The sequence below is a fragment of the Pseudoselenomonas ruminantium genome (assembly GCF_900104055.1).
Taxonomy (GTDB): domain Bacteria; phylum Bacillota; class Negativicutes; order Selenomonadales; family Selenomonadaceae; genus Selenomonas_A; species Selenomonas_A ruminantium_C.
The window spans coordinates 58225-72478 of sequence record NZ_FNJQ01000015.1; the positions used below are offsets into that span (position 1 = coordinate 58225).

A 14254-nucleotide genomic window follows, 5' to 3' on the forward strand; every position below is an offset into this window, starting at 1 on the left:
GGGCGAGCAGATGGGAAAAAAGGGAAATGACAAGGGTGGCAAGATAAATGTCACCCAGCAGAATATAAAATACAAACGAAAACTCTTGGCCCAGCGCCGGCGGCGGGCCAGGCTGCGTCTGCTGGTCCTGCTGGTTATGTCTGCAACCATATTGATGGGCGTGTTGTTTGCCGGTTATGCCCTGGTGTCACTGGGCTCGAAAATCCATCAGGAGTATCAGGCCATGTATGCGGGTTACACCCAAAGGCAGCAGGCCCGGCGCGGCGCAGTCGATCCGCGTTTTGACGGCTATACCAATGTGCTGATCCTGGGGATTGATGAAGGTGTGGATGAAGATGGCGGTGAAGGCAAGCGGGCGGATGGCATTGTCGTAGCCAGCTTTGAGAATTCCACCGGCAAGCTGCGTTTCATCCATATCCCCGAGGATACCTGGGTGAACGTGGCGGGCAGCCAGCAGCAGATGAAGATCAAGAATCTCTATGCCATGGGGGGCGCCCCGCTGATGACGCGGCAGGTCAATGCGCTGCTGGGCGTTTCCATCCATCAGTATATGGTGTTGGATATGCGGGCCTTCAGCGAACTTATCGATGCCATTGGCGGCGTGGATATCTATGTGGAAGCGGATATGAATTACGATGATGCCGAGGGCGGCATCTCCATCCATCTGCCACGGGGATACCAGAATCTGGATGGCAACCAGGCCGTGCAATATCTGCGCTATCGCAGTGATGATCTTGATGATCTGGGGCGGATGCAGCGTCAGCAGCGTTTCTGCAAGGCAGTGTATCAGAATCTCCTGCAGTTCAGAACCCTGACGAAGCTGCCGGCCATCGCTGAGATCATCAAGCAGCGGGTGGAGACCAGTGCGGAGATCTTCGATTCCATGTATTTAGCCAATGTGCTGCGTCATCTGAGCAGCGTGCCGCCGGAAAGCATTATCCTGCCCGGGGCACCGGCAGCTGATGATGCGTCCATCTGGGTGCTTGACGATGCAGCGACAGTCCAGCGGATGCAGGAACTTTTCCCGCCGGAAGATATAAACGAAGAAAAGCCTTCCCCTTGAGGGGAAGGTGGCACGCGAAGCGTGACGGATGAGGTGGAAACACCTGGATAATATGATTTGGAGGATTTACTATGACCATTGAAGAAATGAGCCAGGCCATTTGCAAGGCCGCCAGTGATAAAAAAGCCAGAGATATCGTGATCATGGATATGCGGGAACTGTCCCCGTCCACGGATTATTTTGTGGTCTGCTCGGCCAATACGGCCACCCAGGTGCGGGCTATTGCCGACAGCATCGAAGAGCAGCTGCAGGAAGCCGGTGTGGATTTCTTCCACAAGGAAGGCTACCGTGAAGGTGAATGGGTGCTGCTGGACTACGGTGATGTGGTTGCCCATGTATTTATGCAGGAAGCCCGCGAATACTACGCTTTGGAACAGCTCTGGGGCGATGCGAAACTGTCCGTTTATGAGGACTGATTGAGGACATTATGGAAGAACAGTCAAAAAGGAAATACGGCCCCAGCTCCGTAGCTACGCTGAAAGTTGTGCGCGAGTCGGAATTGGGTGCTTTTCTCGATGCGGAAACCGGCAATACCAATGATGATATCCTGCTGCACAAGAATCAGCAGACATCACCGGTGAAAATCGGCGATGAGGTGGAGGTGTTCCTCTATCTCGATCCAAACCGGAAGCTCACCGCCAGCATGCGGGTGCCGAAGATGCGGGAAGGACAGATTGCCCGTCTCAAGGTCATCAATGTAAGCAGGGATGGTGCCTTCGTTGACGTGGGCGCTGAGCGCGGTATCTTCATGCCCTATGCCGGTATGCGCGGCCGTCCCCAGATTGGCGAGGTGGTTTGGGCCAAGCTTTACACGGATAAGTCCGGGCGCCTGGCCGTGACCATGGAAGTGGAAGATGAAATGCGCCGGGCCTCCCAGCCTGCCAAGGGCGTGAAGAAGGGCCAGCTGGTCAAAGGGGCCATCTATAACTACACCGATGCCGGCGCTTTCCTGTTCAGTGAGGAGCGTTATATCGTCTTCATTGCCAATAAGGAAATGGATGAGCGCAACCGTCCCCGTGTCGGTCAGGTGGTCACCGCCCGTGTCACCTATATCCGTGATGATGGCCGCCTCAATGCTTCCCTGAAGGAATCCAAGGAAAAAGCCCTGATCACCGATGGGGAAAAGATTATGGAACTTCTGCGAAACCGTGATGGCAAAATGCCTTACAGTGATGAATCTTCGCCGGAAGTGATCCGGGACAAGTTCGGCATCTCCAAGGCGGCTTTCAAGCGCGCTTTGGGCCATTTGATTAAGGAACAGAAGGTCTATGAGGAAGACGGCTGGACCTATTTGAAATAATGCAGAATTTTTTTACGGCTTTGAAGGATTTTAACCCGCAAGGGCGAATAAGAAAGCTAGAGACAAAATTCGAATGGGATATTAAATAGATGGGGGCGAAGTAGATGGCAGCAGAAACGAGTGGCGATAAGAAAGGAATCTTGCTGGAGACCGGCACCAACGAGTTTGAAATTGTCGAGTTCAGCATTGGACAAGTTAACTATGGCATCAACGTAGCGAAGGTTCGCGAAGTAATCACCTGTCCGCCGGTGACGGCAATGCCGCAGGCCCATCCTTATATCGATGGCCTGTTCACCCTGCGTGGCAAGGCAATTCCGCTGGTGAATCTGCCCCGCTGCCTGAATGTCAATTCCAAGGCCGAACCGCGCAATGTTATCGTGACGGAAATCAATAACTACAATATCGGTTTCCTGGTGGAGAATGTCTCCCGCATTCACCGCATTTCCTGGAAGGATATGGAACCGGCGCCGGAAGTGGGCGACCAGTCCCGCGTGGTGGGTATCATCAAGATGGAAGACCGCATTGTGCTTCTGATCGACTTTGAGACCATTATTGCGGAAATCAATCCGGAAATCAATGCGAAGCTCACAACTTTTGAGGAAGCAACCGAGGATGTGAAGTCCAAACGTTCGGATGTGCATGTGGTGGTGGCAGAGGATTCGCCGATGCTGCGCGATCTGCTCGTTACGACGCTGCATGAGTCCGGTTACCGTTTTGTCCGTGACTTTGGCAATGGTCAGGATGCTTGGGATTATCTGTTGGGGCTGGCGAAAAAGCCCGGCAAGATCGAAGAACATGTGGGTGTTATCATCTCTGACGTGGAAATGCCGAAGATGGATGGTCATCGCCTGTTGAAGCTCGTGCGTGAGGATGAGGTCCTGAATGGGGTTCCGCTGGTACTGTTCTCGTCTCTGATCAGTGATGAAATGCGCCTCAAGGGCGAGCAGCTCGGTGCCTCCGGTCAGATTGCCAAACCGGAGATCAACCAGCTGATCGGGCTGCTGGATAATCTGATTTTTGGCGTGCCCATCAAAGATCCCAATGCAGATGAAGATTGACTAAGTTGATATGCAAAGACGCCCGGTGGCTGATAATACTTTCCTCCGCTTTGACAAAAAGCGCCAAACGCTGCGGAAAGCATCATCAGCCACCGGGCTTTGTGCGTGCAATTGCAGTGCGAGGCCTTCTGTAAAATCTGTTGCGGCACTGCTGTTCTTATGATAGAATAGGTGATGATTGAAGTTGTGAGCGAGGTAAAGTTTGATGAGAAGGTATACATCCCTGCTGCTGACGGCTTTTTTGTTGTTCATCTTAGTTGTAGCAGGTTCGGCATACTTTGCCGGAGCCGGGCATGAGGGGAAAACGCGGCCTTTGCGGGAAATCGTGGTTTACACGACCTTGCCGGCAGAACATGCCGCTATCTTGAATAATGCCTATGAAGCTTCCCATAATGTGCGGATCAATTTTGTGCCGCTCTCGTCAGATGAGGTGCTGAAGCGCCTGCAGGGACAGGCAGAGTCTGGCGGCGAGGGGGCGGCCGCCATGGTTTTGGCGGACAAGGGAACCCTGAGTCAGGCGGCTGTGGCGGGATATCTGACACCTTATCTGTCCGAAGCCGGAGATCAGGTACCGGAGGAGTTCCGGCAGATTGATGGCTATTGGGTGGGCGTCTGGTATGATCCAATCGTGTTCTGCATGAACAAGGACTATCTGCTGACCTTGCCTTTGGTACCCGATACCTGGAAGGAACTGGCGGCTCAGCCGAAGATGCGCGTAGGTGTCACGGACTTTTTGGCGGCGGATGCCTCAGCCAATCTGTTCCTGAGCATGCTGGCGCAGTTTGGGGATGCAGCTACCTATGATATCTGGCGGCAGATCCATCCCAAAGTCGTGCAGTATGCCCGTTATCTTTCCAATCCGGTCCGGCAGGCGGGCATGGGGGAAGTGGATGTGGCTATTGCGGTGGAAAGCGAAGCCATCCGCTATATGCAGGGGGGCTATCCTCTGAAGATCGTCTATCCGGCTGATGGTACGGCGGCCATGGTCACGGGAACAGGCATTGCCTATAAGGCGAAGCCGGCCGATGCCACGACGGCCAAGGAGTTTGCTGACTGGCTGTTGTCGGACGAAGCCCAGCAGGCACTGCAGAAACAGGATTTCTACTTTGTGCCGACCAATCCTGGCACTTTGGCTTATAAATCCTTTGCCGGGAAGAATATGATCCTTTTTGATCAGCCGGTGAATTTCACGGCCCAGCAGCGGCATGATTTCCTGGATAAATGGGTGAAAGAGGTTCGCTTCAAGTAAGTTTTATATTTCGTGTGTTGTGTGTTATGCAGAGGGTGCTGTCTGTCCATACAGGCTGTATCCTCTTTCGTGATTAGAGCGTATTTTTATAGGAGGTTTTTTCGTGAAAGCAGGTTTTATCAGTCTTGGCTGTTCCAAGAATCTGGTGGATACAGAAATCATGTTGGGTGAGCTCCGTGATCATGGCATTGAACTGACCAATGATCCCGCCGAAGCTGACATTCTGATTGTCAACACTTGTGCCTTTATTCAGTCGGCCAAGGAAGAATCCATTACCACGGTGCTCAATATGGCCGATTATAAGGAGTCGGGGCGTTGCCGCAGCCTGATCGTGGCGGGCTGCCTGGGCCAGCGCTATAAGCAGGAACTGTTGGACGAACTGCCGGAGGCTGACGCCATCTTAGGTACGGGTGCCTGGGGACGCATCATGGAAGCGGTCGAGGAAACGCTCAAGGGACATCGTGTGGTTATCGCCGGTGAGGATGATACGCTCTACGATGCCAAGACGCCGCGCATCCGCACGACGCCGGATTATACCGCCTATGTGAAGATTGCCGAAGGCTGCGACAACCGCTGTGCCTTCTGTGCAATTCCGCAGATTCGCGGCAAGTTCCGCAGCCGTAAGATTGAGGACATCTGTGCCGAAGTGGAGCAGTTGACGGAAAACGGTGTGCGTGAGGTGGTATTCATCGCACAGGACAGCACGAACTATGGCCGCGACATCTACAACCGTCCGGCATTGGCTGAACTGCTGCGGGAAGTAGTCAAGGTGCCGAAGCTCAAATGGGTGCGCACGCTTTACTGTTATCCGAAGTTCTTCACGGATGAGCTCATTGATGTCTATGCGACGGAACCTAAGGTCTGCAAATATGTGGACCTGCCCTTGCAGCATGCGCATAATTCCGTGCTGAAGTCCATGCATCGTCCGGATACGCAGGAACAGATGATCACTTTGATCAAGAAACTGCGTGAGCGGATTCCGGGCGTGACGATCCGTTCGACGTTCATCGTGGGCTTCCCGGGCGAAACGGATGCGCAGTATCAGACCTTGCGCAACTTCCTGATTGAACAGCGCCTGGACAAGGTGGGCGTATTCACCTATTCCCGCGAGGAAGATACCGCAGCTTACAATATGGAGAATCAGATTTCTGAAGAAGTCATGCAGGAGCGCTATCATGATCTCATGAGCGTGCAGAGCAAGATTTCCGAGGAAGTCAACCAGAGCTTTGAAGGCAAGGTCATCGAGGTCCTGGTGGAAGGCCGGGATGAGGAACAGCCGAATATCGCGGTAGGGCGCTCCTATCGCGAGGCACCTGAGGTTGATGGACAGGTATATATTGAAGGTGACAGCACCAGCAAGCCGGGAGACGTTATAAAAGTACGCGTGCTTCAGGGGTTCACCTATGATGTGGTGGGCGAGCCGGTAAAAGAATAAAGTCTTTGTTCCTTTTCTTTGGCGCAAAGAAAAGGAACCGAAAAGAATACCACTATCTTTACTTTTTATAGATTTTTTGGAGGAACTTTTTGAAACAGGAACTTAAAAACTTTGGTGAGATTGAACTGAGCCGTAAGGTGCTGCAGGCACTGCGGGAGATGGGGTTTGAGGAGCCTTCGCCGATTCAGGCGCAGACGATTCCACTTACCCTCGAAGGGCATGATGTGATTGGTCAGGCCCAGACGGGCACGGGGAAGACGGCGGCGTTTGGCATCCCTACGGTGGAGAAGATTGCCGAGAAATTCCATAAGGTGCAGGCACTGATTCTTACGCCAACGCGGGAACTGGCAATCCAGACGGCCGAGGAACTCAATAAGATCGGCAAGTTCAAGCGGGTACGCACATTGCCGATTTATGGCGGGCAGTCCATTGATCGGCAGATCCGCGCCTTAAAGCGCGGTGTGCATGCGGTTGTGGGTACGCCGGGGCGCCTGCTCGACCATCTGAACCGGGGGACGCTCGACTTGGAGAACGTGCAGACCTTGGTCTTGGATGAAGCCGATGAGATGCTGGATATGGGCTTTATCGATGATATCGAGAACATTATCAAGCAGATTCCGGACGGGCGGCAGACGCTGCTGTTCTCGGCGACGATGCCGGGGCCAATCGAAAAACTTTCCCGCCGCTATATGGAGCATCCGCAGCGCGTCACGATCACCAAAGAAAACCTCACAGTTCCTTTGATTGACCAGCTTTATTATGAGACGCGTGAGAAATTCGAAGGTCTTTGCCGGGTGCTCGATGTGGAGGAGACGGGCAAGCTCATCATCTTCTGCCGGACCAAGCGGGCAGTCGATGATCTGACGGCTTCGCTCGAGGCCCGTGGCTATTCGGCGGGCGGCCTGCATGGTGACCTGTCGCAGATCCAGCGTGACCGCGTGATGAAACGCTTCCGCGAGGGACGCATTGATATCCTGATTGCGACGGACGTAGCGGCCCGCGGCATCGATATCGATGATATCACCCATGTCATCAACTACGATATCCCGCAGGACCATGAATCCTATGTGCACCGCATTGGCCGTACGGGGCGTGCCGGCCGCAAGGGTGTAGCCATGACCTTTATCGAGCCGAAGGAATACCGTCAGCTGCGCCTGATCATGAAGCTGGCGCATACGAAGATCCAGCGCAAGGAACTGCCGACGGCTTCGGACCTGCTCGAACGGCAGAAGGACCTGGTGCAGGACCGACTCGTGAAGACTTTGCAGCAGAATCACTATGATGATTATCATGAAATCATCTCTGACGTAGCAGCCGAAGGCTTCGATATGGTGGATATCGCGGCTGCTGCGCTGAAGCTGTCGCTGGAAGGCTTCAAGGACGAGAAGAGTGATGCGGATAATGGCTTTGGCGATACCGGCGGGGCACCGGGCATGGTGCGTCTGTTCTTCAACATTGGCCGCAGCCAGAAGATCCGTCCGGCGGACATTGTCCGCGCTATTGCCGATGAAGCCGACATTCCGGGTGCGACCATCGGTGTCATCAATATCTATGACAAGTTCACCTTCGTGGAAGTGCCGGAAGATGTGGCCGAGCGCGTCATGAGCACGATGCACCGCAATACGGTCAAGGGCTGGAAGGTAAATGTGGAACCAGCCCGAAAACGATGATATAATATAGTAATTGAGATTTTAGGAATCCCATTAATGGACTGAAAAGAGGTAATGTACAATGACGAAAAAAGCAAAAATCATCACAGCCTTGGGACTGATGGGAGTTCTCTTTATAGGCACAGGCATGCATCAGACGGAAGCCAAGAAAAAGGCAGTGCCCCAGCCTGCCGTGACCACAGAGGCTAAGGCAGACGGCCAGCCGGCACAGTCGACTGACAGCCAGCAGAACAGTTATGTTTACACTAGCAGCAAGTATGGTTATACCATCAACTGCCCGAAAAAGCCGAATGTGATTCCGGCGGATGCACTTTATGAAGGCAAGCAGGGGGAAGTGCTGATCTTTGACAACGAGGGCTATAATATCAAGAATGCCTGGGTGGTCATAAAAGACGCTTTTGATGATGCCAAGATGCCGGATCTCAATACCATTGACGAAGCTGCTGCCAAGACCTATCTGAATGGCCTGATGGCCACCAATGGTTATGAAGGCATTATGCTGATCAACCGCACGGCGAAAGATAAGGCCATCTATGCGGTTACAGCCAAAGAAGTGGAGATTGATACCGATGGAGATGGGCAGCCGGATGTGACGGCTAAGGCTGATACCCAGATGGCAGTGACTTTCTTCCGCGGGAACAAAGGCGGCCGCTATTCCGTACAGCTGATAGACAATCCCAATCTGCGCGATACGGCAATCGATGCGTTCCAAAAGGGCGTAGTGAGTTTCACAGAAAAATAACCAACTGATTCGGCAGGACTTTTTCCAGGTCCTGCCGAATTTTATTTATGTTTAGAGAAAATACGGCGCAGGCCATTGGGGGATAGAGCCATGAGGGAAAGCAAGGCACTAGGTATAGCAGTATTGACCGGTATGATGATAGCAGGCAGTTTCGGTTGGGGAGAAGCAGCCGTTTCGACGGTGGATTCGCAGGAACTGTTTCATGCCCAGCTATTGCAGGATAAGAAGGGAAAGAATACGGAGGCGCAGGCAGCCAAAGCCGTGGATGAAGCGGTGCGCAATCTGCCGGAACTGAATTCCCGCCTGCGCTGGTCAGCAGTGAAAAGCCCGGAAGAACTTGCAGAGGAGAAAAAGGCGGCCCAGCGGCAGACCAAGGCGATTCCCATCATCATAACGGCGGCGGATATCGACAAGGAGCGCAAGGCGAAGAAGCGGGGAGAAAAGACGGATATTCCTGAAATCATAGCGCCGCGGCCGTTGCAGCCGCCTGTGGTCAAGCCTAAGCCTGAGGCTAAACCTGAGCCGGTCAAACCGGTACAGACACAGCCGGAGACTGATTTGGAGATTGTGCCCCTGGTACCGGCCAATGTGGTAGAGCTGCCGGCGGTTCAGCCGGTGGGCGGTGTACTGCCGGGGAAAGAAACCGTCGAACTGGAAATCGAGAAACTGCCCCAGCAGGCAGTAGAGGAAGCTATCGTGGAATCGACGAGCATAGAACTGACCATCAATGCAGTCAGCAGTCCGGACACGGTGGAACTGCCGGCGATAGAACCTGTGAGATAAGCGAGCCTTCCCTGCGGGGAAGGTTTTTCTTAACGGATTTTAATTTGTTTTTTATGGGATAAATGGTATACTAAAGATGAATAGCGCAGAGGACAAGGAGGATGCCACCATGGGAGAATTTACGTTTACCGTTGAGAAGACATGCCCGATTTGCGGAGAATCCACCCGCGTGGTGAAGACAAAATCCAAGCTCAGTGTGGAACGCACGGATGAAGATTTCTGCGTCCATTACAAGGGGTTCAATCCTTATCTGTATAAGATCTGGTTCTGTGAGAAATGCGGCTATGCTGCAGATGAAAAGACCTTTTTGGGTTCTATGCCTGTCGTGCACAAGAGGAAGATTCAGGAATTCCTGGCCAAGAAGAAGCTGGGCATGGAGTTTGTGGAGGTGCGGCAGGTTCCCGATGCGGTGGCGGCTTTCAAGCTCGCGATTTTCTATGCGGAAATGACAGACCAGCCGCTGGTCAAACGGGCCGGGATGTATCTGGAACTGGCCTGGATCTATCGCTATTCAGCAGAGAAAGAAAAAGAGATGGAGATGCTGCAGAAAGCGGCGGAGCTCTATGACAGATCTCTGATGACGGAGCGTTTTCCCCAGAATGGCATGAGCGATGATTTTGCCATGTATCTGGTGGGGGCGATTTATGTCCGGATGGAGGATCATGAAAAAGCCACGCAGTATATATCCCGTCTGATTGGCGATCAGGGCCTGCGGGAACGAGATCTTCGCTTATATAAACAGTCGCGGGATCTGTGGCAGACGATTCGTGAGGATAAGGAGGATGCTAAGTGATTGATTTGCCAGCACACTTTCAGGAACAGTTGGCGAAGATCGACTGGGCAAAGGTGCAGGAAAAAGTAGCCGACTATGGGCCGGCTTTGCGTGTCATCAAAGAAACATGGGATCGGGAAACCCTGGCCGAAATCAGCCAGGGTAATCTATTTGTGTCCGATGATATGCTCAACGAAGCACTGGCTAAAAACATCAAGGAAGGCGGCCCGGCGAAGTCGGTGAAGCTGAAATCAGCAGCGGATGGCAGTCTGGCCATTACGGTGGACACGGTGAAACTGGGGCCGGTGGAGTTGAATGGCCAGGTGCAGGAGTTTGTCCATAACGGCGATAAATCCTGCATGGTCTACAAGGTACGCCAGCGCAATATTCCCAATCATGGTCTGATGTCCTGGGTGTTTTCCCGGGTGTCTCTGGCCATGGCTCAGCGCATGGTGGGCAGTGTGCAGCTCAGCGATGACGTGCCGGTGACCATCAGGCATAATACGGTGACTATTGACTATAGCAAGGTCCTGGCAGCTTCGCAGCTGGGAACAACAAGGTTCCATGGGCATCGTCTGCTGGATATGGTGGAGATTGAGAAGGCTGTTCCGAAGGAAGGCGGCATCATGTTTCAGACGAAACTCAATGTACCGGACGATGTGAAGAAAGATTTGCGTGCAATACTGCCGCATCAGGATAAATAAGCGAAGGGAGCGGTTTTTTGTACAAGCGGCTGTTTATGCTTGTAATGGTGTCCATGGTGATGCTGGGAGCTATGCCCCAAGGGCAGGCTCGCCATAAAGATGTGCAAGTAGAAAAGATTCTCTATATTCCGCACGACAATCGGCCGATTTCGGATAAACAGACAGCGGAAGCAGCGGAAAAACTCGGTTATAAGGTGATAGTCCCTCCGGATGAGCTTCTGGGCAACAGGGAAGATCTCGGACACCCTGGTGCTCTATGGGACTGGCTGACGGTTCATTCCGCTGATGCCAAGGCGGCCGTTATATCGTCAGATTCGCTGCTCTATGGCAGTCTGGTGGGATCGCGCAAACACGAATACAGCAAGGAAGAAGTGCTGGAACGGGTTGCGAAATTCAAGCAGTTCCGTAAGGAAAATCCCAAACTGCCGCTCTATGTCTTTGGCTCGATCATGCGGACGCCGCGGAATGGAGAGGCGTCCGGACATGAGGAACCGGCCTATTATCGTACTTATGGTGCCGATATTTTCCGCTATACGGTATTGGAAGATAAAGAAGAAGTGGAAGGCCTTAGCCGCCGGGAACAGAAGGAGAAAGCCTTCTTGACAGAGCTTATCCCCAAAAAGAATCTGCAGGATTGGTTAGGGCGCAGGGAGAAGAATTTTGCGGCCAATAAGGAGCTCATCAATCTCTCACGGAAAAAAGTGTTTGATTATCTGGCTTTGGGGCGCGATGATAATGCGCCCTATTCGCGGACGCATCTGGAAAGCCGACATCTGGCAGAAACGGGCAAGGATCTGGACAAGACACGCTTCCAGGCTATGGCTGGTATTGATGAGGCCGGCATGCTGCTTCTGACCAGAGCCATCAACAATCTGAAAAAGGAAGTGCCCTTTGTCTATACCAAGTACAATTGGGGCCGGGGGGAATTCACGGTACCGGCATATTCGGATGAGAAGATCAGTGCATCCATAGATTCCGCCATCACCGCGGCAGGTGGTATGCCGGTGACCAGTCCTGAGCGGGCGGATCTCGTGCTGATGGTGAACACGAACCCCAATGGCAAAACCTATGAGGCCAATGACAGGGCAAATGATGGGACGGACCGGGAAGGCACGAAATACTTTGCGGACCTGGTCAGCGAATATGTGGCCAAGGGCTATCCTGTAGGGATTGCTGATATTGCCTATGCCAATGGCAGCGACAATGCGCTGATGGAGGAACTCAGGAAGCGCAAGCTGCTATTCAAGCTGAATGCCTATGCCGGTTGGAACACGCCTACCAATAGCACGGGCTTTGTCATCGGTGAGGGCATGCTGACGCGGAAGATGAAGCGTGCCGATGTGGATGCCCTGCTGCTGACGCGTTATCTGGATGACTGGGCATATCAGGCAAATGTGCGCAACACCATTGCCCGGCAGCTTTCCTGGCTGCGGGGAGATGGCGTATACGGCAGTCTCGATGCCAAGAAAGAGGCGGTGTCCCAGCGTACGCAGATCATGCTGCGCCGTTTTGTTGACAGCAATCTGCCAGGCTTGACCACGCTGGAGGAAATCACGGTCTATTTCCCCTGGAACCGGATGTTTGAATCTGATATTCAGCACAGTGAGCATCAGGAAATACATTTTTTCAAGTAATGGAAGCCTTCCCTGCGGGGGAGGCTTTTTTACGTGCAAAGAAAAGAAATCGGGAAGAAATATAGCCGTTTTTCTTGTCGCTAAGAATATACAATAATAAATTGTCTGAAATATGTAAATTTCCTCTTGCATTTACCGCTGAACGTGATATTATGTAAACCATGAAACAAAAGTGCTTTTTTTCACAAGAATAAGTTAAGATTTTCACGAATGAAATGTGTAGATGCTGGGAGGGCTTTTTCATGGCAGATAGGAAACCGCGTATAGTGATTGTGGGCGCTGGATTCGGCGGCGTCAAACTGGCAAAGCTGTTTAGCAAGGAAGATGTGGACATTACCTTGGTAGACCGCCATAATTACCATCTGTTCCAGCCGCTGCTTTATCAGGTATCAACGGCGGTGCTGTCTACGGACGAGATTGCCTATCCTATCCGCACGTTCTTCCGCAAGAACAAGAATGTGGAATTCTTCATGGCCAAAGCATTGGGCGTTGACCAGAAGAGGAATATCTTGCTGACCAACCACGGGGAAATCGAATACGATTATCTGATTCTGGCCGCTGGTGCCACTACAAACTTCTTCGGCATGACAGAAGTGGAACAGCATTCCTTCGGCATGAAATCCCTGCAGGAAGCCCTGCATATCCGCAACCATGTGCTGCATATGTTCGAGCGTGCCAACAAGAGCAAGGATCCGGAAGAGCGCCGCAAGATGCTGAGCTTCGTCATCGTGGGCGGCGGCCCGACGGGTATCGAGGAAGCCGGCGCAATCTCGGAACTGATTGGCATCCAGAAGAAGGAATTCCACAATCTGGATTTCAATGAAGTTTCCGTCAAGCTGATTGAAGCTACGCCCAATGTCCTGCCCATGATGCCGCAGAACCTGCGCGACCATACGGTAGAGGTCCTGCGCGGCAAGGGTGTGGAAGTGCTTCTGAATACGCAGGTGGTGGGCTATGATGGCCATATCATCAAGCTCAAGAACGGCGAGGAGATTCCGACCAGTACATTGATTTGGGCAGCAGGTGTCAAGGCTGTGCCGTTCATCGAAAACTGCGGCGGCGAAGTAGACCGGGCTGGCCGCGTCATCGTCGATGAGAAACTGCGCGTCAATGGCAGCACGAATGTCTTTGCTATCGGCGACTGTGCAAACTTCTGCCATGGTACGGAACGTCCACTGGCAACTGTGGCTCCGGTGGCTACGCAGGAAGCTGTGGTGGCGCATGAAAACATCATGCGGCTGATCCGCGGCCAGAAGGAGCTCAAGACCTTCGTGTATAAGGACCTGGGGGCTATGGCGACCATCGGACGCGGGCAGGCTGTTGTGGCCAAGACCAGCATGAATCCGGAAATGACGGGGTTCATCGCTTGGTGCGCATGGATGTTCATCCATCTGATCCGCCTGGCGGGTACGCATACCAATATCACCGTGGCCATCAAGTGGACGTGGAACCTGCTGTCCGGTACACGTCTGGGGCGTATTATTACCAATATTAAAATATGAGGATAAATGGGGATGTGAAAAATTCCCTTACCTTAAAAGGGCCGCTGGCAATTTTTGTCAGTGGCTTTTTGCGTAAATTGCAGTTTGTTGGTGTGTGCTTGAATGCTGATTGTTACAACTCAGTGGGGCGGAGGCGGGGATACTTCTTCGCCACTTCACTAAATGACCCGCCAGCAGAAGTACGCAGTTTCTAGCGACCTGCGCCGGGCAAGCCGGCGGCGCGTATGTTCAGCTCAGATTCCAGCAACGTTTGTTTGCGGGCCAGCCTTCACTTCGTTCAGGCAGTCGTTCCGTCGGCGAATAAGCATCCCCGCCTCCACCCAAAGGTATATCTGTGTCAAA

At 52.8% G+C, this 14254-nt stretch carries 13 protein-coding genes; all 13 read left to right on the forward strand.

Going from position 1 to position 14254, the window contains the following annotated elements; genetic code table 11:
- Window positions 1-10 precede the first annotated feature (10 nt).
- Complete coding sequence (locus BLQ59_RS07800; protein WP_074572306.1) at window positions 11-1063, forward strand: LCP family protein; 1053 nt, start codon at window positions 11-13, stop codon at window positions 1061-1063.
- Window positions 1064-1134: 71 nt separating this feature from the next.
- A complete protein-coding gene (rsfS, locus tag BLQ59_RS07805) occupies window positions 1135-1479 on the forward strand; it encodes a ribosome silencing factor (RefSeq protein WP_014425449.1) in 345 nt (114 codons plus the stop codon).
- An 11-nt stretch (window positions 1480-1490) separates the two neighbouring features.
- Complete coding sequence (locus BLQ59_RS07810) at window positions 1491-2363, forward strand: CvfB family protein (protein WP_074572307.1); 873 nt, start codon at window positions 1491-1493, stop codon at window positions 2361-2363.
- A gap of 104 nt (window positions 2364-2467) precedes the next feature.
- Window positions 2468-3421: a chemotaxis protein gene (locus tag BLQ59_RS07815; RefSeq protein WP_074572308.1), complete on the forward strand. Its 954-nt coding sequence runs from the start codon at window positions 2468-2470 to the stop codon at window positions 3419-3421.
- A gap of 205 nt (window positions 3422-3626) precedes the next feature.
- Entirely contained in the window at window positions 3627-4670 is a 1044-nt protein-coding gene (locus BLQ59_RS07820; RefSeq protein ID WP_074572309.1) for an ABC transporter substrate-binding protein, read from the forward strand.
- Between the two features lie 103 nt (window positions 4671-4773).
- A complete protein-coding gene (gene rimO, locus BLQ59_RS07825) occupies window positions 4774-6105 on the forward strand; it encodes a 30S ribosomal protein S12 methylthiotransferase RimO (RefSeq protein ID WP_074572310.1) in 1332 nt (443 codons plus the stop codon).
- Between the two features lie 89 nt (window positions 6106-6194).
- Entirely contained in the window at window positions 6195-7775 is a 1581-nt protein-coding gene (locus BLQ59_RS07830) for a DEAD/DEAH box helicase (protein ID WP_074572311.1), read from the forward strand.
- Between the two features lie 61 nt (window positions 7776-7836).
- Complete coding sequence (locus BLQ59_RS07835) at window positions 7837-8517, forward strand: hypothetical protein (RefSeq protein ID WP_074572312.1); 681 nt, start codon at window positions 7837-7839, stop codon at window positions 8515-8517.
- Between the two features lie 90 nt (window positions 8518-8607).
- Complete coding sequence (locus BLQ59_RS07840) at window positions 8608-9300, forward strand: hypothetical protein (protein WP_074572313.1); 693 nt, start codon at window positions 8608-8610, stop codon at window positions 9298-9300.
- A 109-nt stretch (window positions 9301-9409) separates the two neighbouring features.
- Window positions 9410-10093: a DUF2225 domain-containing protein gene (locus BLQ59_RS07845; protein ID WP_074572314.1), complete on the forward strand. Its 684-nt coding sequence runs from the start codon at window positions 9410-9412 to the stop codon at window positions 10091-10093.
- Entirely contained in the window at window positions 10090-10776 is a 687-nt protein-coding gene (locus tag BLQ59_RS07850; RefSeq protein ID WP_074572315.1) for a hypothetical protein, read from the forward strand. The genes BLQ59_RS07845 and BLQ59_RS07850 overlap by 4 nt, the downstream gene beginning before the upstream one ends.
- A 35-nt stretch (window positions 10777-10811) precedes the next feature.
- On the forward strand, window positions 10812-12410 hold the full coding sequence (locus tag BLQ59_RS07855) for a DUF4127 family protein (protein WP_371118274.1): 1599 nt from the start codon (window positions 10812-10814) through the stop codon (window positions 12408-12410).
- Window positions 12411-12652: 242 nt separating this feature from the next.
- Window positions 12653-13912, forward strand: coding sequence for an NAD(P)/FAD-dependent oxidoreductase (locus BLQ59_RS07860; protein WP_074572316.1), 1260 nt, complete (start codon window positions 12653-12655; stop codon window positions 13910-13912).
- The last annotated feature ends 342 nt before the right edge of the window (window positions 13913-14254 follow it).

Coding starts and splice junctions, on each gene's coding strand:
- BLQ59_RS07800 (WP_074572306.1), top strand. CDS start 11: ATGGGAAAAAAGGGAAATGACAAGGGTGGCAAGATAAATGTCACCCAG.
- rsfS (WP_014425449.1), top strand. CDS start 1,135: ATGACCATTGAAGAAATGAGCCAGGCCATTTGCAAGGCCGCCAGTGAT.
- BLQ59_RS07810 (WP_074572307.1), top strand. CDS start 1,491: ATGGAAGAACAGTCAAAAAGGAAATACGGCCCCAGCTCCGTAGCTACG.
- BLQ59_RS07815 (WP_074572308.1), top strand. CDS start 2,468: ATGGCAGCAGAAACGAGTGGCGATAAGAAAGGAATCTTGCTGGAGACC.
- BLQ59_RS07820 (WP_074572309.1), top strand. CDS start 3,627: ATGAGAAGGTATACATCCCTGCTGCTGACGGCTTTTTTGTTGTTCATC.
- BLQ59_RS07835 (WP_074572312.1), top strand. CDS start 7,837: ATGACGAAAAAAGCAAAAATCATCACAGCCTTGGGACTGATGGGAGTT.
- BLQ59_RS07840 (WP_074572313.1), top strand. CDS start 8,608: ATGAGGGAAAGCAAGGCACTAGGTATAGCAGTATTGACCGGTATGATG.
- BLQ59_RS07845 (WP_074572314.1), top strand. CDS start 9,410: ATGGGAGAATTTACGTTTACCGTTGAGAAGACATGCCCGATTTGCGGA.
- BLQ59_RS07855 (WP_371118274.1), top strand. CDS start 10,812: ATGCTTGTAATGGTGTCCATGGTGATGCTGGGAGCTATGCCCCAAGGG.
- BLQ59_RS07860 (WP_074572316.1), top strand. CDS start 12,653: ATGGCAGATAGGAAACCGCGTATAGTGATTGTGGGCGCTGGATTCGGC.